Origin of the sequence: Pantoea sp. A4 (genome assembly GCF_000295955.2) — a bacterium.
In the GTDB taxonomy this organism is placed as follows: domain Bacteria; phylum Pseudomonadota; class Gammaproteobacteria; order Enterobacterales; family Enterobacteriaceae; genus Pantoea; species Pantoea multigeneris.
Window position 1 is genome coordinate 19,016 of sequence record NZ_ALXE01000039.1, and the last position, 21,652, is coordinate 40,667.

The 21,652-nt window shown below is 47.6% G+C and carries 18 protein-coding genes; 10 read left to right on the top strand and 8 right to left on the bottom strand.

All coding sequences use genetic code 11. The features are described 5' to 3' along the window. The first annotated feature begins 2 nt into the window (after positions 1-2). Positions 3-2,366: a hypothetical protein gene (locus B880_RS0116845; protein WP_026042725.1), complete on the top strand. Its 2,364-nt coding sequence runs from the start codon at positions 3-5 to the stop codon at positions 2,364-2,366. A gap of 143 nt (positions 2,367-2,509) precedes the next feature. Continuing rightward, positions 2,510-3,064, top strand: a complete 555-nt coding sequence (locus B880_RS0116850; protein WP_017348622.1) for a GNAT family N-acetyltransferase — start codon at positions 2,510-2,512, stop codon at positions 3,062-3,064. A gap of 326 nt (positions 3,065-3,390) precedes the next feature. Here B880_RS0116850 and B880_RS0116855 read toward each other — a convergent pair whose 3' ends face one another. Both B880_RS0116855 and B880_RS0116860 read right to left on the bottom strand, forming a co-directional pair. Continuing rightward, complete coding sequence (locus B880_RS0116855; protein WP_202813427.1) at positions 3,391-4,272, bottom strand: HNH endonuclease; 882 nt, start codon at positions 4,270-4,272, stop codon at positions 3,391-3,393. Then, complete coding sequence (locus B880_RS0116860; RefSeq protein WP_017348624.1) at positions 4,269-5,915, bottom strand: AAA family ATPase; 1,647 nt, start codon at positions 5,913-5,915, stop codon at positions 4,269-4,271. Before B880_RS0116860 ends, B880_RS0116855 begins: the two co-directional genes overlap by 4 nt. Before the next feature lie 1,365 nt (positions 5,916-7,280). Between B880_RS0116860 and B880_RS0116870 the strand changes: the two genes are divergently transcribed. Beyond that, entirely contained in the window at positions 7,281-7,922 is a 642-nt protein-coding gene (locus B880_RS0116870; protein WP_017348626.1) for a helix-turn-helix domain-containing protein, read from the top strand. Positions 7,923-7,955: 33 nt separating this feature from the next. Here B880_RS0116870 and B880_RS0116875 read toward each other — a convergent pair whose 3' ends face one another. After that, positions 7,956-8,666, bottom strand: a complete 711-nt coding sequence (locus B880_RS0116875; RefSeq protein ID WP_017348627.1) for an RES family NAD+ phosphorylase — start codon at positions 8,664-8,666, stop codon at positions 7,956-7,958. Between the two features lie 502 nt (positions 8,667-9,168). On the opposite strand from B880_RS0116875, the gene B880_RS0116880 reads away from it, so the two are divergent. Continuing rightward, positions 9,169-9,945 carry an MBL fold metallo-hydrolase gene (locus tag B880_RS0116880; protein WP_017348628.1) on the top strand — a complete coding sequence of 259 codons (777 nt, stop codon included), beginning with the start codon at positions 9,169-9,171 and terminating at the stop codon, positions 9,943-9,945. A 27-nt stretch (positions 9,946-9,972) separates the two neighbouring features. Next, a complete protein-coding gene (locus B880_RS0116885; protein ID WP_017348629.1) occupies positions 9,973-10,935 on the top strand; it encodes a GlxA family transcriptional regulator in 963 nt (320 codons plus the stop codon). 27 nt (positions 10,936-10,962) lie between these two features. On the opposite strand, the gene B880_RS0116890 is transcribed toward B880_RS0116885, so the two are convergent. Next, the gene (locus B880_RS0116890; RefSeq protein ID WP_017348630.1) at positions 10,963-11,367 is read right to left on the bottom strand and encodes a YybH family protein; all 405 of its coding nucleotides are present in this window, start codon (positions 11,365-11,367) and stop codon (positions 10,963-10,965) included. A gap of 341 nt (positions 11,368-11,708) precedes the next feature. Here B880_RS0116890 and B880_RS0116895 point away from each other — a divergent pair, with 341 nt between their 5' ends. Then, the gene (locus B880_RS0116895) at positions 11,709-13,112 is read left to right on the top strand and encodes an aminotransferase-like domain-containing protein (RefSeq protein ID WP_017348631.1); all 1,404 of its coding nucleotides are present in this window, start codon (positions 11,709-11,711) and stop codon (positions 13,110-13,112) included. 108 nt (positions 13,113-13,220) lie between these two features. Then, positions 13,221-13,682, top strand: coding sequence for a YlaC family protein (locus B880_RS0116900; RefSeq protein ID WP_017348632.1), 462 nt, complete (start codon positions 13,221-13,223; stop codon positions 13,680-13,682). A 50-nt stretch (positions 13,683-13,732) separates the two neighbouring features. On the opposite strand, the gene B880_RS0116905 is transcribed toward B880_RS0116900, so the two are convergent. The 3 genes from B880_RS0116905 to zigA form a co-directional block, all read right to left on the bottom strand. Continuing rightward, a complete protein-coding gene (locus tag B880_RS0116905) occupies positions 13,733-14,797 on the bottom strand; it encodes a linear amide C-N hydrolase (RefSeq protein WP_017348633.1) in 1,065 nt (354 codons plus the stop codon). Positions 14,798-14,942: 145 nt separating this feature from the next. Beyond that, entirely contained in the window at positions 14,943-15,791 is an 849-nt protein-coding gene (locus tag B880_RS0116910) for an undecaprenyl-diphosphate phosphatase (RefSeq protein WP_017348634.1), read from the bottom strand. A 365-nt stretch (positions 15,792-16,156) separates the two neighbouring features. Further along, complete coding sequence (gene zigA, locus B880_RS0116915) at positions 16,157-17,377, bottom strand: zinc metallochaperone GTPase ZigA (RefSeq protein WP_017348635.1); 1,221 nt, start codon at positions 17,375-17,377, stop codon at positions 16,157-16,159. A gap of 868 nt (positions 17,378-18,245) precedes the next feature. Here zigA and B880_RS0116920 point away from each other — a divergent pair. The 3 genes from B880_RS0116920 (at position 18,246) to B880_RS0116930 (ending at position 20,377) form a co-directional block, all read left to right on the top strand. Further along, positions 18,246-18,794, top strand: a complete 549-nt coding sequence (locus B880_RS0116920; RefSeq protein WP_017348636.1) for a GNAT family N-acetyltransferase — start codon at positions 18,246-18,248, stop codon at positions 18,792-18,794. Between the two features lie 160 nt (positions 18,795-18,954). Next, the gene (locus B880_RS0116925; RefSeq protein WP_017348637.1) at positions 18,955-19,593 is read left to right on the top strand and encodes a bifunctional 4-hydroxy-2-oxoglutarate aldolase/2-dehydro-3-deoxy-phosphogluconate aldolase; all 639 of its coding nucleotides are present in this window, start codon (positions 18,955-18,957) and stop codon (positions 19,591-19,593) included. A 370-nt stretch (positions 19,594-19,963) separates the two neighbouring features. After that, entirely contained in the window at positions 19,964-20,377 is a 414-nt protein-coding gene (locus B880_RS0116930; protein ID WP_017348638.1) for a DoxX family protein, read from the top strand. Between the two features lie 156 nt (positions 20,378-20,533). On the opposite strand, the gene B880_RS0116935 is transcribed toward B880_RS0116930, so the two are convergent. After that, positions 20,534-21,637, bottom strand: a complete 1,104-nt coding sequence (locus B880_RS0116935) for an NADH:flavin oxidoreductase/NADH oxidase (RefSeq protein WP_017348639.1) — start codon at positions 21,635-21,637, stop codon at positions 20,534-20,536. Positions 21,638-21,652 lie beyond the last annotated feature (15 nt).

Genomic DNA, 21,652 nt, shown 5'->3' on the forward strand with positions numbered 1-21,652 from the left:
ATGTGAGTCAGTTTGATATTCGTGATGCAGGTCATTACATCGCCCCTAAAGGCTTATATGAACAAAATAAAGCACGCCCGTTTCTGGGCAGCGTCACCAGCTCACACACTCAGCTAACAGCAGGTGCCTGGGAAGAGATCCAACTGGTCTATACCGTGGGGGCCAGCGGCCTCGCGGATGGCGCATGGCTAAAGCTAGCGTTTAAATTTTACTCAGACTGGGCGCTCTTTCAGACCAGTGACCCTGCTGCTGCGAACTATGTCAGCGCCGAGTATCAGGCCGGCCCCCTGTTGCCGGGACAAAGCCCTGCCACAGTGCAGCACCTGAAAGTACGTTTCGACCAGAAAGGGCATGAGCGGCCATTTCAGAAGGCGATTCTGATTGATATCGTCGACGGCTACATCAACCCTGGAGATAAAATCATTATCCGTCTGGGCGACCGCCGCCGGGGCGGAGGCGGGACCCGCGTACAGAGTTTTGTCGAGAAAGATTTCCGTTTCCGTCTGTTTGTCGACCCGCTGGGCAGCTCAAAATTTGCTGAAGTACCGGGGGACACGCTGCTGGATATCGTTCCCGGTACCCCCGCGTCCCTTTCCGTCATTGCCCCCCGGCTACTGGCTCCCCACACCCCTTTCTCCGTAATCATCCGCCTGGATGACAGCTGGGGTAATACCTGCCGGGAACGACCACTATCAGGACGGCTGGCGCTGACCTCATCGGAAGGGGAAACGCAGCACCATGACTTCCAGCTGGCCGGACAGGGCTGGGCGATTGCACGTATCGGTGATTTGCAGCTTTCTGCGGGAGAGTGGTCAGTCAGCGCGACGCTGGGCGCATTACCGCTACTGGAAGGTAAAGCGTGGGTCACGGCCGAAGAGACAGCGACAGGCCTGCGCCCGCTGTATGCAGATCTTCATGTGCATTCTGATGACACCGTCGGCACCAATGACACGCTGTATAACCTGAGTTACGGACGCGATGTCGCCGGTCTCGATATTCTGGGATATACCGCAAATGACTTTAACGTCACCGAAGCGCGCTGGAAACAGGCGGTAAAGCTGATTAATGAGCTGAACCAGCCCGAGAGCTTTGTCTGCTATTCCGGTACCGAGTGGTGCGGCAATACCTGTGCCGGTGGCGACCACAATGTGGTGTTTCTTGAAGATGACGAACCCCAGTTCCCCTTTGATAATCAGGGCCGACTGGTGCGCTCTTTCGAGTGGAACGAGTTTACCGCCGGCACTATTAAGCCGGGAGCATGGCCGCTGGACGAGCTTTATGCCGCCTATGCGCGCGAGCCGCACAAACATCTGCTTATCCCGCACGTCGGCGGGCGGCGCTGTAACCTTGACTGGCACCACCCCGAACTGGAGAGACTGATTGAAGTCGGCTCTGCATGGGGACAGTTCCACTGGGTCTACGCTGAGGCGCTAGAGCGTGGTTACCGGCTCGGTGCGACTGCTAACAGTGATGAACACCAGGGACGCTGTGGGGGGGGAGTGCCTGCCACGGCGGTATTCGGTTCACGTGGTGGACTGACCGGCGTACTGGCCGAACGTTTTGACCGTAAGGGTGTGGCGATCGCGCTGCGTGCCCGCCACACTTTTGCCACTACTGGTGAGCGCAGCTATGCCGAACTGCGGGCAGGAAATGCACTAATGGGTGACGTGGCTGAGTACAGTTCCGCTGAGGCACTGAGCTACCGGCTGTTGGGTGATGCCGGCTGGGAAGCGATAACGCTTTATGACGGTGAAAAAGAGGTGTGGCACCGGGATTTGCACGCGGAACTGGGCCGTTCACAGCGCCACTTCCGTGTACGCCTGAGTGGCGCGCGTATCAAAGACCGCTACCGTGGGGCTTACTGGACAGGGCATATTGACGTCACCAGGACCCCCATCAATGGCTTTTCCCTGACCGGCGCTGACCACCCTGAACAGACCGTGTGGCGCGAGAGTCATACGCAGATTGGTTTGCGTACGGACACCAATGGAGACAGCGACACGGTAACAGTGAGCACGGGTGGGCTGAATGGGGCAACGGTACGCGTGCATCTGGAGATCAGCAGTTACATCAAAGTAGGTGACCCACTTACACCTCAACCTCATTCATGGTCACCCGTTTTTGACGCAGAGATTGATGGGAAGACCCTTCTGTTATCAGGCAAAGAGACTTTTACGCTGGCGGGCACTGAGCTGCAGGTCGAGATCGAGCTGGTAACAGAACAGCCACTGCCGCGCGACATCCGGGGTGATATACGGCTTTCAGACCTCAATCTGCCTGAAAAGTCTGAACATGCTTTGTTTATCAGTGCAAGACAAAAAGACCAGTCGCGGATCTGGACCTCGGCTCTTTTCCTCACGCGTTAAAATCTTTTGGCAGCGTCTTAGGCGACGCTGTTTTTATCTTTATAGTGCGAAGTGCACTTAATGTGCTGTTGTGAACCTGAAGGATTGTGGTTATAAAAGCAGCAGCGTGAATCATTAAATGAATCAAAAATTCAGGAGGCATTTTGCCGATAACGACTTCCCGACTGCATCTTCGCCCCGTAATCAACTCAGACGGAAATGACCTGTTCAGAATTTATGGCGACCCTGCCACAAATACGTTTAATCCTGCAGGACCGTATCCTGATATTGATTATGCCCGTGATGTTTTGGAACGTTGGCTTAAACACTGGGAAGATTACGGTTTCGGAAACTGGGCTATCTCACTAAAAGATAATCCCGAAAGAATTATCGGTTTTGGCGGGCTAAACATTCGCAGTCATGCCGATATTTCTATCAATAACCTGGGGTATCGCTTCTCCACGGAGTCCTGGGGAAAAGGCCTCGCGACAGAGTTTGCTATCTATGCAGTCAGCTATGGGTTTAATGAACTCAAACTGCCTGATATCTCTGCTACAGTAAGAGCAAATCACCTGGCATCACAGAAAGTCCTGATCAATGCTGGATTAAGGCATGTACAGGACATTAATGATGTTAAAAATTCGCCAGCCAGCATGCTGTTTACACTGACTCGGGACGAATGGTGTTACCATAAGAGCCTGACATCATCCCAACTTTGAAAATAACCTTCTCTGCCATACAGGCCTGAGGCTCTCAGTGCGTTTCGGGGCATTTACGACACATTTCCCCGTGAATATTGTGAAAAAACAAACCTGATGATTTTTTCGTCACCGCATATCCATACTCGAAGATCAGCAAAGAATTATTAAATTCAAATGGTTGCATCACGTGCCTTTGCCATCTAGCCGAAGGGCTTACTGATTTTAAGGTCAGAGCGGAAGTTAGCTTTAAAGGGTAACTAATCCGCTTTACCGGGATACTTATAGAGCCACTTTGCTAAGATACTTACACATAGGCTTATACTGTTCATAAGCCTATGAAAAAATTAGTCAAAATCTAAATCTACCGCATGATTGGACTGTTGATGCAAATTTTCTGCAGGATGCAAGGAATTCATGTAATCAATAATCTCTTGATTTTGTAACAAAGCAGAATAAAATGCACTCTTCCAATCTTTTCCAATGTCTTGCTGTGGAATCTCTGATAAACGTTGCTTTAATGCTGTTCTCACGTCAAATTTTGCATTGGCCAATCTTCTCATCCATTGCCGGAATTCCTTTTTACAATAATGAATAATCCGTGATTTAATTTTTAATTTTCCCGCATGAATAATCACTCTCCTTTGGTCATCAGCCTGAGTTTCTATAATTGCTTTTAACTTTACCACTACAGATATATCATTACTTTCAGTATCCAATGAGACATTCATTGAAAAACGAAAATTCTCCAGAAAATTAAAGTAAATAGGATGTATAAACATAGCTGAATTATTTTCAATGCAATAATATTGCTCGCCTTTTACTGGAGCACAACCCCTACACTGAGGTACTAGATTATTAGGGAAAATAGAAAATTCAGGCCATCTTCCTTTAGGGATAAAATGATCTAAAGTGTCAGGAATCATTGGGTTTCCGCAGTAAGGGCAAAAGGAAAGCTCGTGTTCATTTCGTCTTTCAAGTAATAATTTGTTTAATTCTCTCGGTGCTTTTTCATAATAGTCAATTAATAGATCTGAATATTTTAAGAATGCACTATCAGGTAGCACATTATTACTAGATTCTATCAGGTTGTCATATAACCTGTAATTATCAGAGAGTTCTTCAGCTATAAGATTCAGTTGTTGAACATTTTCTTTTTTACTTTCTCTTGCCGCATTAAGCCATGTGCAAGGCTGATTTTCCATGAGCTCACCTAAGTATTTCATCATTCATCCTCAATAGAAATATTGTCATCATCTGATTTTGAAAGTGCATAGGCTAATGCATCATTGCCGATATACCCCTTAATTTCAGAAATAGATGAGCTGTCTCGAATAAAATATTTATCAATCTCTTTTTGATAAGGCTTGATTACATATTCATCATCGAATACTTCCGAGACTATTACATCTATTGACTCCCCATATGTTTCAACTGAGGATCTAAATACTTTGGTGTTCCCTTCAATTTTTCGCAATATAGTTACTGCATCTCTTTCAACTTCACGTGTCAGTATTGATGAATGAGTGGCAATTATAGAAAAAGATTTTGTTTCATCCAAAATGTTCTTGAGCATGTTTATCAAACCAACTTCAAGCTCAGGGTGTAAGTAAAGCTCAGGTTCATCGAGTATTAATAAACTTTCTTCTTCAAGTTCAGATATTATTGCCGGAATCATATATGTATAAATTTTCTGACCTGAGCTTAGAGGGATTATGGAACCGTTTTTTTTGAAAATTAATCCTTTTTTAAAATTTATGTTTTCTTTAATGCTATTTATTTTGGTTTTTTCGTTTATGCAAACTTCATCACCACCATTATCCAATATCGACACTGAATCAAATTCTATTGAAATAGATAATATTTCTTTTAGAAGTTGAAATCTCGTTTTATCATTCCACCAACCGTTTTCTTCATCATAACTAAGTATTTTAATAATTGATTCAACGCTTTTTAAAACTGGGTATTCTGGGTCAAAGATTCCATCTTGATTTCTAAACCCTATATAAGAGTATTCATTTACATGTAAACGTTTTCGTTTCAAGCTTTTTTTGTTAGCTAATGAGCCTTGCCGTGAATATTTTACGGTCAGCTTGTTGAATATTTCATTTTCCGTATAGAAGTCTTCAAATGGTGAGTGTGCAATAACTATTAACTTGTGAAAATAAGGTGGATGTTCCTCACCGTCTGTAACGCCGGTTATGACTTCACTTATTTTCTTCAATATATGTGTTTTGCCAACACCATTCTTTCCGATTATAAGACAGATATTCGACTTCCCAACCTTTCTTTCCATGTTAAATTTAAAATTAATAGGATCAAAACTATCTCCGAGGCTTTCAATGTTCAGATCAAATTTAGTTTTAGGATTATATCTCCCCAGTGCTATTTGATATCCTTTTTTCAAAATTGCAGCAGAAGAACTCCCTCTCATTAAACTACCTGAATACCCACCCCATTTAGAGTATTCGCCTTGATTCCCGATAAAATACCCAGCATCACATAAAGACTCTAGCAGAATATCTATTTCCTCAAATTCAAATAGTGTGTTTATCTTTTTATAATAGTCTATATCTTCACCAATGGAAACTAACTTAGTTTCAGACAGAGCTCTATTAATGTTAATAATTTTCAATTCAATATCTTTACCATGTTCTTTAAAGTAAATTGATGTATTTTCATTTTCTTTGGAAAGCATTTTTATATTGCCAATTTTTATCTTGTTATTATCTCTGACATAATATACTTTGAACGTAATGATATATCCGAAGTCATCCCATGGGACTCCATAGTTAGTTCCTATATGATCCTGAAGCAAATGAATCCCAGGGTGTTTATCAATCATTAATGTTTCCGAGTAGTAATAATCCATTTTAACTCCTTTGAGTGAATAATTATCTAAAAACGCTCATGAGAATTTATTAATTAAACTTCATACATTCTCTTAACATAGTATGATTTTATAGCGTCGTTCTGAAACTTAATGCTTTGATGGTTTCCAATAAAGCATATAGCCCCAGATTAATAGATACAGTTAACGCCCTAAAACAAGATTTACACTATAAGAAAAATATAACAAAACATTATCATTATGTAACCCCCCTTAGCATAGGTTTATCAGTTTTTTACCGCATAATCTAATAAATATGTGCGTTAGTGAACTATTCATAACTGTTAAACGCTAAGCGAGATTTACAATGTCCGTTGCTGGCACGGAACCGACATATTCAAGAAAAAAAATGTCCGCTCTGAACATGAAGCAGGCGTTTTCCAGATACATAACAAAAGTTGAGCAAGGAGGCCATCCAAGTATTGTTACACCTTGACTGCTGTTATCAAAAGGCCGTAAGTACGATTTCAATGCCTAAAGCTTCGAGTGGCAAACTGAAAACGTCAATTATCGCATAGCGCATCCAACAAAAAAATTTGCAGGCTCATTGGACTCATCGTATGTACGATGCCAGAGCGCAGTCCAAGTGGTATTGATAGCGAATGATTGGCTTAAGAAAATCGGTAAGGCCAGTAAAACCGTAAGCAAACCGATGAGTACTTTTTTGATAATGATATTCATTTACACAACCTCTCAGAGTCTGCTATACATTGCCTAGATCGTATAGGCTTTCTGGCCTCACCCGTTCTTCCACGTGTTCATGAGGGTACCGTAATGAATCAGACTCACACCGTTCCGGAAATCTACAATCCTGATGTGCCGTACGCAGTGAAATGCGAGATAGTCTCGTAGCTTTTCCGGGCGCTGGCTGCCCATAAACAGGTATCTCTCAATGACTTGAGGGATTATCTTTTGGAAAAAATTCACGTTGATTTTGAAACCTTGAGGGCAACCAGGTGGGTATGCTTCTGCTGTATGAGTACCTCTACTGCCAACGCCCTGGAGCCTGCGCCAAAAACAACCTTCACTAATCATCCTCACCACCTCATGGGATAGTTAATGTGATGGTCCCCAACACCTTGTGAGCAATACGCTGACAGGGTGTTTTTTTATTAAGAAGACTATCATCCTAAACGTTACGCTAGTGGTTATCTGATGTTCCCCCATTGCGGGCGATGAACATGGGTATAACTCTAAGGATTTTAGATCTCTTCCCTGATGACACGGTTGCGTTTTGAAAGTGACTTCATGAACTGACAACAAGACACCACTTGTTTACCAGTTCAAATTGTCAAATTGACTAACTGGTAAACTGCGCATATAGTGTTCATCAAATGGAGGTGCAACATGATCAATGCAACTATCGATAAAGATCAGGTCTCTACGGCTGGCCTTAATGAGTACCAGCTTAATCTTCTCAAACGCATCAATAACATCGCTCTGTCTCTGATGCCTGAATTTGAAGATAAGTCAGAGGCGATGGATGCTGTTTGTCTGGATGACAAGACGCTGTTCCAACGTTTATACACGACAATGTTGGAGCAGAACACACGGGTACCGGACAGCCAGTTGCGTAAGAACCGCCGCCGCCGTGAAAATCTTGAGAAGTTTTATGACCAACTTCAGGAGATGGGTGGAACGCTCAAGGTTAACGACGTCGCTGACATCTTAGGTATTACGCGACAGGGCGTGAATGCCCGGGTGAAAAAAAACAAGCTGCTTGCCTTTAAGCAAAACGGCGACTTCCTATACCCACGTTTTCAGTTCACTGATTCAGGCATGCTGCCGGGATTGGAAAAGGTGATGGATGCTTTCAAACCAGGCATTCACCCTGTGATGATTTTGAACCTGCTCAAAGCGCCTGTTGATGTTAATGACGATGGCATTCGTCGTTCCCCTATCGAGATACTGCAACAGGATGCGAATGAAGATGAGATGGCCGTTTTAATCCGTAATGCCGCGCTCTTCGGTTCTGATATAGCAAGCTAAAATAGAGGGGCAGATAGATGCCCCCTCTTAATATTATTGCGGTTCTGACATAATTTCGAAGTTCAAGATGAGCTCAAGCATCTCGTCACCGGACATATAGTCATCTTTCCAGTCCGGCGGGAAAATCGACGAGTCATACTCTTTGTATTCAGCTAACGACACAATGCCCTCAGTGGTGTCTTTGAAGGGCACTTCACTTCCCGGTTTAGACCAAAAAGCGTAACACTTTTTATGGCGTTTATGCCGACTGTCATAGGCGATCCCATCGAACTTATCACCATAGAAAGTATATAGGTGCTCCATAAGCCATTGTGTGAAGTTGTAGTCTTCGCTTTCAAGACTATCCAGAGGGATGTGCAAAAGCTCGCAGAGCCTCACAACATTAATTACCCTCACCTTCTTTGTTACGTCCACAGAGCAAATGACATGAACCGCCATAAGACTCTCTGGGTACTGCACTGTTCCATGCAGCTGTAACACACGACCATAGCTTTCTGCCATACCTGTTAACGCAGCATCGGACGCGTACCATACGGCAATTCGTCCCCCCAGGGGATTGTAACGACCGCAATCACGTGAATCCTGAGGCGCAGTGAAATTGATACTGCTTTCATATCGCTTCCACTGATGACGTTTCAACACTGAGTTTTCACTCAGCTCTATTTTGGTATCTTTACGCTCAGTAACCTTTAGCGCAGCTATTTCTTGCGCAACCTTTTCAGGTACAAAATTCCATTTTTTCATGATGTTTAGCTCCTTCTTCGAACAGATCAAGCCATAGGCTTACTCCATATTGATTAATGTTTAATCTCTGAAGTGCTTGCCCTCCAGAGACGATAACCCATGAAGGGCTGTGCGTATTACACCTTAACCACGTTATTTAACATACTGATTTACATATATTTACTTGAATGTTCGGGGAGTATTACTAAACGAAATTGCATGGGCCCAGAGAGGGGGTTCAAAGTGACGCCAGGCTTTAACGGGATCACAGGCGTAAAAAATGGGCATTGCTGTCAGCCCCACGGGGTATGGGCTGACAGTGAGGCTAGCACGCGTAACATTGCCGGATTCTGCTCTATCATGCGAATCAGTGATACCGCCGTCCCCCCGGACCTTTCTCAGCCTGGCCCAATTCCATCGAAGAATGACCGATGGACATATCACGTCCGGTGCGCCTATTTTCTTATAGTACTTCCTCAACATCTGGGCTGCCTTTGGCGCAGCCTCTAGAGGAGATCACCCCATGAAACTGACGCAAATCCGCAATGCCACACTGAAGCTTGAGTACGCAGGTACACGTTTTCTTATCGACCCGATGCTGGCGGATAAAGACGCCTGGCCAGGCTTTCCTGGTACGGCGCGTTCCCATCTGCGCAATCCCCTGGTGGCGCTACCGCTTTCGCCAGAAGAGATTCTTGATGTGGACGTGATTATCGTCACCCACACTCACCTCGACCACTGGGATGACGCGGCTCAACAGTTAATTCCGAAGGGAAGCCTGATTTACACGCAGAACGAGAGTGATGCCGCGCTGATCCGTTCACAGGGTTTTACCGCAGTAAAGGTGCTGGCAGAGACCAATACCCTCGCGGGGGTTACTATTGTTAAAACCGACGGCCAACACGGCAGTGATGAGGCCTATGCGATCCCCGAGGTTGCCGAGCGGCTGGGCGATGCCTGTGGGTTGGTGTTCTCCCATCGGACGGAAAAAACGCTATATGTCGCGGGAGACACGATTTGGGTAAAACCTTACGAAGATGCTCTGTTAGCCCATCAGCCTGATGTGGTGGTGCTTAATATGGGATTTGCTAACGCCGACGGGATTGGCGCGATTATCATGGGCAAAGACGATGCGTTGCGCACGCTACATACCCTACCCTCTGCGACGGTCGTCGCCTCGCACATGGAAGCGGTTAACCATTGTCTGCTCACCCGTACCGAACTGCGCGAATTTGCCGCACAACATGGCATTGCCGCCAGCGTATTCGTGCCGGAAGATGGTGAAACTCTGGCACTCTGAAAAAACGAACCGCTAAGGTACATAACAATGCCCGCACTCCAGGTTGTGGTTGTCGCCACGCGAAAATTCAGCCCCTTTCACTTTTCAGTGCCATCAATGGTGTTTGATAAAGCAATGCCGGAGCCAGGCTTGTTTAGGGTAGAGATCTGCGCGGAACAACCCGGCCAGGTAGAATCGGATATCGGCATCTCCATCAATGTTGAACATGGCCTTGAGCTAATCGCATCGGCGGACATTATTATTGTGCCGTTTTGGGAACACCCGGAATCAGTCCCTTCCCAGGCGCTTCTTGAAGCACTGCGCATGGCGTGGCAGCGCGGTGCTGAAATCGTCGGGCTGTGTTTGGGTGCCTATGTGCTCGCCTATGCTGGCTTGCTGAACCACCGCCGCGCTTCCACTCACTGGGAGTATGAACGGGATTTTGCCCGTCGTTTTCCTGAAATACGGCTTGATAGCAATGCGCTTTACACTTGCGACGATCGTCTAATCACCTCTGCAGGAACAGCGGCGGGCATCGACTGCTGCTTGCATATCCTACGTGAGCACTGCGGCACAGCCCTGGCAAACCGGGTGGCGAGAAGAATGGTGGTTCCGCCTTACCGTGAAGGTGGCCAGGCTCAGTTTATTGAACGCGTAATCCCGGAGACGACGCGGGATAATCAGATCAATGAGTTAATCGACTATCTGCGGCGCAACCTGGAAAAGCAGCATAATATTGATTCTCTGGCTGCTCATGTCAGCATGAGCAGGCGAACGCTCTCGCGCCATTTCACCAAGGCAACGGGGATGTCCATTGGTGAATGGCTCAGCGTCGAACGCCTGCAACGCAGTCAGGAGCTACTTGAAACCACCGATCACAATATTGAGATTGTCTCCTCACTGTCCGGCTATCAATCCCCTGTCTCTTTCAGGCAGAGTTTCAAGGCCCGTTTCAACGTTAGCCCCAGCGAGTGGCGACGCACCTTTCGGGGCACAAGTGCGGCACGATAAACGTGAGGCCAGTTTAGTCCTGCGGTATCAAACCGCTTCAGCATCCAACAGCGCCGTTCCGTAAGAGTTGTCGATGGTACACAGCCAACGGCCATCACTCTCCTGCCGGAACACATAGGTCGCGCGGCGAGTGGTTTCTACAATGCCATTCTGGCCATCGGGAAAACGCAGCACGGTTTCCATAATCACCAGCGCATTGTCCGCCCCTTCAATGACCTGCATATCGCCCTGTTCTACGACCAACTGCCCCTGAAAATAATCAGAAATCGCCATAAAAGCTTTGCGAATGTTCGCCTTGCCGGTGACGATCATGCCGGGTTTAACCACCAGTGCAGCCTCCTCGGCGTAGTTCTCCATTAAGGCATCAAAATCTTTGGCGGAAATCGCGCTGTCGCAGGATTCAATAACCTGACGTAGTGGATGTGAAGACATAAACATTCTCCCTGTTAACGATATTCACTATCTTACCTTATGCCTCAGACCCGTCTATAAATCGTGCATGGTTCAACTCGCCAGCTCGCGCTGCTATCCGTCATGAGCAGTCATTTAATACACCCACTCATTCAATCACACTTGATTGCTCAATCTATGCGTCAGATCAAAACATAAAAATTAAACATCAAAAACAACAAGATAAAACAATAAAGGTCGAAAAAGACCCGCACTCATTCCAGCACTAAAAAAATCTCATGCAATCAATGATGCAATCAAGTTACACATTGATTTTCGCTGTGCTATTACTGTTTTCACTTTCACCTCCTGAGGGTTGGAAAATGGTCTCTTCACTTTTCATACGCTGGGCAACGCTGCTGCAGCAACAGACCGAACGCCCTGCCTATCTGCGTATTGCAGATTTCATTGCAGAGGGGATTACAACGGGTGAGCTGCCTTCACGTTATCGTTTACCCCCCTTACGCGATCTGGCCGAAACGTTGAGCCTGAACTACACAACCGTCACGCGGGGTTATGCGGAAGCGCGTCGCCGTGGGCTGATTGATTCCCGGCCAGGGCTGGGGAGTTTTATTCGCACTAAGGCGTCCAGCGTTTCTGTCACGCCCATGAGCAATTATGAAATGACCATGAATGCGCCCGTCGAACCCGCAGGGTCTGTTATTGAAGAGGCGCTGCGTACCGGTGCACTCAACCTTTTCAGCAACACCGATATTCAGGGTCTGCTGCGCTACCAGGATTTCGGTGGCAGTGCCGATGATAAAGCGGCGGCTATGCTGTGGATGAATAAAAAATTAACCCTCACGGATGAGTCAGAAGTGCTGGTCTGTGCCGGGATCCATAATGCGCTGGTCGGCATTATGACGCTGCTAAAACGGAAGAAAGGCGCAGTCTGCGTAAGCAATCTCATTTATCCGGGGATGAAAGCGATCGCCAGCCACCTTGAGATTAAGTTAAAAGCGGTACTCTGTGATGAGTATGGGCCCGATCCCGCCGCTTTCGAGGCATTGTGCCGGGCGGGAGAAATCAGCGCGCTGTATATCAATCCAACCTTACATAATCCGACCACGCTGACGATCCCGGCGTTTCGTCGACGCGAACTGGCTGAAGTCTGTACCCGATACAACATCTCCATCATTGAGGACGATGCTTACGCAGCCCTGACCGAAGATAAGATCCCCGCTTTTGCCGAGCTGGTGCCTTCACTGACCTGGTACATCACGGGGATGTCGAAGTGTTTTGGCCCTGGATTGCGCATCGCCTTTTTGAAAGGCCCGGATAACCAAGCTATCGCACGTTTGTCCGGCGTACTTCGGGCGCTGACAATCATGTCCAGCCCGTTAACCAATGCGCTGGCACGTCAATGGATTAACGATGGCACGGCGGATCGCATGCTAAATGAGATAAAAAGTGAAGCCAAAATACGCCAAAATTTAGCGTCTACCTGGCTTTCCGGCTATGAGTATCAGGCAGATAGCAATGGCTATCATATATGGTTGCTGCTGCCAAAAATGATTAACTCAAACTCCTCTGATGTGGCGGCGAAATTGCGCGAAAAGGGGATAAGTGCGGTCTCTGGTATCGCTTTCTGCACTGACAATAAACCGGTTGAAGCATTGCGTCTGTGCCTTGGGGGTTCCCAGACGCGTCAGCAGTGTGAAGACAGGTTAAAAATCTTGTCTGAAATGCTGGCAGACCCGATTTTCTTTTCGAGCATGGCTATATAAATCATGAGCTGAACCTCTATACCTATTTGCAGTAATCAGATTACAGCCCTGACGGGGTTGTATCTCAACACCATTACTACAGCATAACCCGCTGATAAGGCACTATAAATGAACACTGAGCTTAATGTTGTCCTACAGGAAGAGTTGAATAAAATTAACCAGGAAGAGCAGCGTGATGACCGCCCTTATTTTGATGTTTCCTTCATTAAGCAATACCCTGGGCTGTATGGCTTAATGTGTTTCCTGTTTGTCCTCACCATGGGGCTTCTGATGTACTCCGATTCATTTGGCGGCATTGAATACACCGTCTGCTGTGTGATTTTCGCCATCTGTAACTTCTTTTTCTTCTTCCATATCAATCCGTCTTACCGCGTAAAAGACATTGATAAAGGGGCCTGGAAAAATTGCTATACCGGCGACTGGTATATGGAAGTCCATGTTAAAGAAGCCTTTATCGAAAAACTGATTAATGGCAACGTGCTGTCAGAAAATGAAAAAAACACGCTGAACGCGCAGTATAAAAAGAAAGGACATCTTTACTTTGCGGACATTTACCGCCTCAGAAGTTAATCGTCTCATCGCAGGGGAAAGCTACTCAGCCTTTCCCCTTCGTCATCACCTCAACGCCCAAGAAATTTAAACGGTGTCGCTTCCTTGTACGAGGCATTCGCCATCCCCGAATAAATGTGTGTTTGGTTCGGTCCAAGATCGAGCTTCATCACTTTGCCCGTGGCTGCGGAAAAATCGATTTTATTCAGATCGGTCCAGAAGACGTTTGGCGTTAAGGCGGATTCAAAGAAATAGAGGCGACGCTTCTGGTCAGCAACCGTGCGCCAGCGTGTTGAAGAGATATTTGGCTGATCGGGCGTAGAAATCCCATAGGGCACGGAGACATTGCGGATCACGCTGAAGGTACTGGCCACCGCCTCAACGGCACTTTCTGTTTTTGGGATAGCATTGACGTAGAAGCTGGCGCGAGCAAACCGATCCGCAGCCCGGTTGGTGCCAGGTAACATCACCGTCCCCCCAACCTCCTTCCAGTACTCTTCCATTGCGAGTTGTTTATCAAAGGTCGGCGAATTGGTCATCACCTGATAGCTACGGCTGTGATGTATAACCTGTTTGCCATCGATATATTCCACGATGGCGCTGTCGCCCGAGGCATCGGAGATCGCTAAATGCAGGGTTGCTAGCCGCTCCTCACCTGGCACATTGTCGGTGACAATGGTGAATGGTTGTTGACGCAGAGCATCCACGGCTTGCTGCACGGTGCTGAAATTATCCAGCACGTACTGTGCCCAGGCGGCAATGGTTAAGCCCGGTTTGTTATCCCCGTATTCAGGATATTGCGATTCAACCAGCCATAGCACGTTAGCGACCAGGCCCACTTCATTCATGCCATCCGTCGTAGAAATATCATAACCGGTGGCAATCACGCTGCCGTATTTGGAGGTCCAGTGGAGGGAATTAGCGCCGGCTTCCCCTGAGCGCTGCATTCCGCGCGGGAAAATCCACAGGTTGGTGCCAACATCGGTTTTCCAGTCCATCGATCGGGCCGTAATGACCTGATGATCTGCCCCCAGATAGACCAGCCGGGTACAGGCATTTACCGTAGGGATTAATAAACTTACCGCCAGCGCAGAGGCGGTAAGTTTTGCTTTGAGGGTGCTAAATTTCAATAACATAAGCTCAATTCCTTTTGCAGGTGCTGTGCCAGCGGTGAAGTGCCGAGCTGCGACAGCATTAAGCTTAGACTGTTTTACTTATTCGCTTTGAATTTAATCATCGGTTGATAGGCCACAACGCTTGCCCATCAACCAAAGAGTTATCTCAGCCCAACCAGAAGACTAAAGCGGCAGCTGCGATGCAGTAACCGCCAAACAGATGCCAGCGATCTTGTTCCAGCCAGCGCGAAAGCCAGCGCAGCGCCAGCAGGCCAACGACAAAACTCAACACCATGCCAAGCAGTGAGGGCAACAGCAAACCGCTGGTAGCCGAGTCTGATGCGACAGCGCCAGCACCGCTCTGATGAGCAAATACGCGATAGACCTCTTTAGCGACCACCACTGGGGTCAACGTAACGGCCAGCGCAAAGCTGAACTCCTCCGCTCGGCTGCGCGCCATGCCAACTAACAGCCCGGTGGAAATCGTGGCACCCGAGCGGGAAAAACCCCGAAATGGCAGGCACAGCCCCTGAACCACACCAACCACAGCCGCACGCGCCGAGGTCATGTCCCCGCCCTGCCGTTCTTTGATGCGGGCGGAGAGAATAATGAGTATCCCTGCTGCCAGTAATCCGGCGGAGATCAGCTTGCTATTACTGAATAATTGTTCAATTTCAAAACCGGGTGCATTGGCGGCGTAGTAATGGGTAATCAGTTTCAGCAATATCCCACCGGTAATGCCCGTTGCCAGGGTAGCAATGATGATTAGCCAGACGTTACGACGAAATGCCGCACCGGAACTGAAGTACGTCGCTAACCACTGCCGCCAAAAATAGACAATCACCGCAAACATGGTGCCGGTGTGCAACAGCACCAGCAGCAGCGTCATATCTGGCGCGGAGGGATTCAGACCCAACATTTTTTCCGCCATGATGACATGCGCAGAGCTGGACACCGGGAGGAGTTCCGCCAGTCCTTGTACAACAGCCAGTATGGCTACATCAGACAATGTCATGCTTTTACCCTTATAAAGTACGCCATTAATATCGGTGGAATGCGTCGATAGTAATAACCTAACTAAGGGTCAGATTTTGATACGTTTTGTCCGAAACCCGCCATCATTTAACTTCTGTTGAGCTTTTTCTTGCTCTCTATCTGTCAGGCATAAAATGATGACAAAACGATGATCGCGCCACGTACTGCTGCGTTTTGCGGGTATACCGATGACGCAGCCGTGCCAATTTGGTCGTATTGGGGGAAGTGTTAAGCAGGCTAAATCCTGCTCTGGTCGCTATTGACTCAGTAGCCAGGGATAACATTAGCAGTTAGCGCGCCTTATTGGCGCGCCATGCAATTTAAGCAGAGAAAAGATAATGGATGTTAATTAAACCAGGGCTGGAAAGGATCGGCCATTTGCTGCCAGCCTGCACGCCCCAGCGCCATCTCTTCATCGGTCAGCAGCGCCTGCTCAAGTTTTTCTCGCAGCCGTTGCTCGTCCATATCAACGCCGATAAACACGATTTCCTGACGCGCATCACCGGTGCCCTCCTCCCAGTTTTCCATAATGAAGCTGAGCGTTTCATCATCTTGTGGCCAGCGATCCGGTGGCGCACTGACCCACCACATGCCCGCCAGCCCCTGCCGCGATACGCCGCCGGCCTGCGACCATGATCCAGCATGTTGTGGACGAGTCGCCAGCCAGAAAAAGCCTTTTGAACGCACAACACCCTGCATGTCACCTTCAATGACATCAAAGAAACGAGCAGGATGGAATGGACGACGAGCACGGAAAACAAAGTTACGGATGCCATACTCTTCTGTTTCAGGCGTATGTTCACCGCGCAGCTCTTTCAGCCAGCCCGGAGCCTGTGAAGCTGCATCAAAATCAAATAAGCCGGTATTAAGCACTTCATCCAGTGCGACCTGGCCAAAGCTGGATGTCACCACTTTCGCCCGAGGGTTCAGAGAGTGAAGAATAGCCAGCAGGCGCGCCTTTTCAGCCTCATTAATCAGGTCAGTTTTATTCAGGATTAGCACATCACAAAATTCGATTTGATCGACCAGCAGATCAACCACCGTGCGTTGATCTTCTTCACCCAGTGATTCACCGCGAGACTGCAAGCTATCATTAGCTTCGTAGTCACGGAGGAAGTTGAAACTATCGACGACCGTGACCATGGTGTCCAAGTCGGCGACTTCAGACAGGCTTTGCCCCTCTTCATCGGCAAAGGTAAAAGTTTCTGCGACGGGTAACGGCTCTGAGATGCCCGTTGACTCAATCACCAGATTATCGAAACGCCCCTCTTTAGCCAGTCGATCGACTTCCAGCAGCAGGTCTTCACGTAAGGTGCAGCAAATGCAGCCGTTACTCATTTCGATCAGCTTTTCATCCGTACGCGACAGCTCGGCACCACCGTCACGCACCAGCGCCGCATCAATGTTAACTTCGGACATGTCGTTCACGATAACCGCCACACGGCGGCCTTCACGGTTGTTGAGGATGTGATTCAGCAGCGTGGTTTTTCCCGCGCCAAGAAAACCAGATAGCACGGTAACCGGCAATTTTCGAAACGTGCCTGAATTTGAGGTGATGGTTGACATTGCAGCTCCTTACAAAGGTGATCGGTGGCACTGATTTCCCGAAAGCGTGCATAAGCTGCCGGGTGCCACATTTGGTTTTCGTCATGTTATAACATAACAATATACAATGCCACGATCAAAACGTACCGAAGTGGGCAGCCCCACTCTGGAGCCTGGGGATCAAGTGGAACAGTGAGGGGAAAAACCAGGGGAGATCAGCGAAAATGGAGGAAACTCAGAGTACTGCAAACTTGCATATAAAATAAATGTCTGCATCTCCTTAGAGAGAAGCATCGTAAAGATGAAAAAAAGCCACTCTGAAAAACAGAGTGGCAAAATCCTCTTGTAAATCTGATATGACATCAGCATAAATGCAAAACTATCATGCACCGGAATTTATCATTTGTCATCCCCGATGACTTCACAGTTCTTAATGTTTAAAGTGGACTAAATGCAGGTTTAAGTGAAATTTCCTTAAGCTTTTAATATCCTGACATAAAAATGATTCTCTTAACATTTAAACGACAATTATTTCTGACAGTTAAAAATATTTTTCCCTGAAGATTCAATTAATTCATCAATCATACATTTTTCCTATCGCCACTCAGGCTGTTTGCCGCATTGTTACTGGCTTCCTGACGCAGGTCACGCTGAGCACTGAGAAAACAATAAGATAAAACAAAACATACCTGGAATTATCTGGAAATAAATTTCATTAATGGCAGTTAATTAACTCAGGCTCTTGGAAATAACACAGATTTAGCTTGAGTTTTCTTAATCCCTACTATTTACTTATTACTGTAAAAAAAAGGTGGGACGTCTTACACTTTTTTTAATAAAGTGTTAAATACTTAAGTACTCATCGCCAGTATTGATAAGGATAATAACAATGGGCACTGTTCAGGGTAAAACTATTTCACTCCGTTTAGCCGAGGTAAGCGATTACCTCTTCATTCACAGCTTACGTGTTGCTCCAAAAAGCGCACAATTCCTGACGCCGGTGGATGATGATCCACTCCAGCAAAAAACCTGGTTAGAGAATTATAAGTTACGCGAGCAGGAAGGTCGGGAATATTACTTTATTATTCAAAGAACTGATAATAACCAGCCGGTGGGTTCTCTCCGTGCTTACAATGTCAATCATGAGGCCAGCACAGCACAATGCGGCAGCTGGATACTTAACGATCAGAAGACGATCACTTCCGCCATTGAAAGTATTCTACTGATATGCGAATACATGCATAGCATTGGTATCCGCCTGGTGATAGTTGACGCCAGAAAAGATAACAAACCGGCACTACGGTTTATCCGGAAAATATCCCATCGCCCACACAGTGAAGATGAAACCAATCTTTACTATGAAATTGATGTCCCGGTGATGGTGACAGATTTCTATAAAGATAATCATAAGTATATCGATCAGCCGACGCAGTCATAATCAGCGCCCGGGTTACGCTGCCGGGTGTAATTGCAGTGATTCAGTGAGTACGCTCCCCTCTCTTTATGCGAAGGACTTGCAGGCAGCGACATGATTCCACATCATGATGCTACCTTTTCGTCACTGCTGATGAGAGGTATATACACTTTGGGAGCAATACATGGCTGTCACCGCCTACACACCATTACAAATAATGCAGCTCAGCCCGGTAATTCCGGTACTGGTGATTAAAGATGTTGAAACTGCACTGCCCATGGCGAAAGCGCTACTGGATGGTGGGATCAACGTCTTAGAAGTCACGTTAAGAACAGCGGTAGCTCTTGATGCAATCAAGCTGATTGCAGAGACGTATCCTGAAGCAGTAGTGGGCGCCGGTACCGTGCTCAATCCCGCTCAATTTGAGGCAGCTCAAACTGCAGGGGCAAAATTCATCATTAGCCCGGGAATAACGGATTCGCTGCTGAATCATGCTAAGGGTGCCGACCTGCCGTTTATCCCAGGGATCAGCACGGTTTCAGAACTGATGTCAGGTTATGAAGCAGGCTTAAACGCATTTAAATTCTTCCCGGCTGAAGCGAATGGTGGCACGGCAGCACTAAAGGCGATTGGCGGTCCCTTCCCTGATGTTCGTTTTTGTCCCACTGGCGGTATCAGTCCACAGAATGCCGCCAACTATCTTGCGCTCCCTAACGTAGAGTGTGTCGGGGGATCGTGGCTGGTCACCCCTGAGATTTTACAATCCGGTCATTACAGCCGAATCACTGAGTTGGCTAAGGCCGCTCTGGTTCAGTTCCGCTAAGCAAATCAATATACCCGCTGCGAATCCTCTGGCGGTGCGTATAAAAGCCGGGGGTGGCCTCTCACCGCCTGGCCACGTCACATTGATATCACTTCCTTTCACTAAGTCCCGACATCCTCTCTGCTGCAAGGCCACCACTGCGCCAACTGTCAACTAAAATGAGACAGTGATAGCCAAAACTGTAAATTGTTTAACTAATAAGTTTACGTATAATCAGTTTCAGGTCAGGCAGCAAGGTTGCAGATAAGCAACCCACGATGGCTTCAGATAAAGATTTATTCACTGATGAGATGATTGTGATAATGCTCAACAAGCAACACACATCAGGCAACTAAAATTAACGTTAACCTATTTTTTTAAGGAAATTCACATGCGCTACTTTTCATTAGATAATCAAAAAGACGGTATTATCCTGGTTGCCCGTATTGCTCTGATGGTGCTGTTTATTATTTTCGGATGGCAAAAACTAGTGGCATTTAGTTACACCGCAGGCTACATGGCTTCATTGGGCGTACCGGTGCCGGCGGTGGCTACAGCAGTCGCTGTAGCGATGGAATTTGGCGTAGGATTGCTGATAGCGCTGGGTTTTTACACTCGCCCACTGACAGTGATCATGGCGGTTTACGTACTGGCAACCTCATTCATTGGTCACCCATACTGGCACATGACCGGCATGGACCAGTATGCCAACATGATTAACTTCTATAAAAACATCAGTATTATTGGTGGCCTGTTACTGCTGGCTATCACCGGACCAGGTCGTTACTCACTCGACCGTCGTTAATTACGTAGAATAAAACAGGTCATCCATTTCCGGATGGCCTGTTTTACTTTTTAAAGTGGATGACATTCCCACCGGGGAATTTAAACACTTTACCAACTAAAAAAGCCCTCCAATAATGGAAGGCTTTTTTTATTTCTGTTTTAACGATTCTGCGAATCAAGACTCACTGACGCGATAACGTTCCAGCCAGTGCGCGTAAGGGGCTGGCAGCACCCATGACGGTCGATCTTTATTCAGTGCCAACGCAGCCTGATACGGCCAGTTTGGATTTTGTAAATGCGCGCGGCCTACCATCACCAGGTCGAGCTGCTGTTGCTCAATGGTGGTGTTGGCGATCAGCGGCGAATCAATGCCCCACGCTGATGCCACCGGGATCTGTGCTTCACGACGGACGCGTTCTGCAATCGGTGCCAGGAAAGCCGCACCCCACGGGATATTGGCATCCGGTGTTGAGAAGCCGATGCTCACGCTGAGCAGATCCAGACCGTTTTCACGCCAGTAACGCGTCAGTTCGATCGCTTCTTGCAAGGTTTCTTCATCACGACCGTCAAACTCCAGTACGCCAAAACGCGCAGTCAACGGCAGGTTTTCTGGCCATACGGCCCGCACGGCGTCAAAGGTTTCGCGCAGGAAACGACTACGTCCTGCCGCATCACCACCGTATTCGTCGGTACGCTGGTTAGCGTGCACCGAGAAGAAACTTTGCGCCAGATATCCATGGGCAAAGTGCAGCTCTAGCCACTCATAGCCCGCATCACGTGCGCGCTCAGCCGCACGAACAAAATCTTCCCGTACCCGTTTGATGTCATCCAGCGTCATCGCTTTAGGGACGCGCGGCAGATTATTGCCAAACGCCACCGCACTCGGCGAGATCGTTTCCCAACCGGCAGGATCGCCTTCGGCAATGTGATCGTCCCCTTCCCAAGGCTTGTTAGCACTGGCTTTACGTCCGGCATGTCCAATCTGAATGCCTGGCACCGCCCCAGAAGCTTTGATTTCACGCGCAATCTGACCGAGTTTTTCTGCCTGCTCATCATTCCAGATCCCGAGACAGGCTGGAGTGATTCGGCCCTCCGGTGATACCGCGGTCGCTTCCACAATCACCAGTCCCGCACCGCCGCGCGCCAGGCTGTTGTAGTGCACGCGATGCCACTCATTACTGACACCGTCAATGGCGCTGTACTGGCACATAGGCGGCACTGCGATTCGGTTGCGCAGCGTTAACGTTTTTAAACGGAACGTATCGAATAATCCTGACATAACAACCTCTTAGTC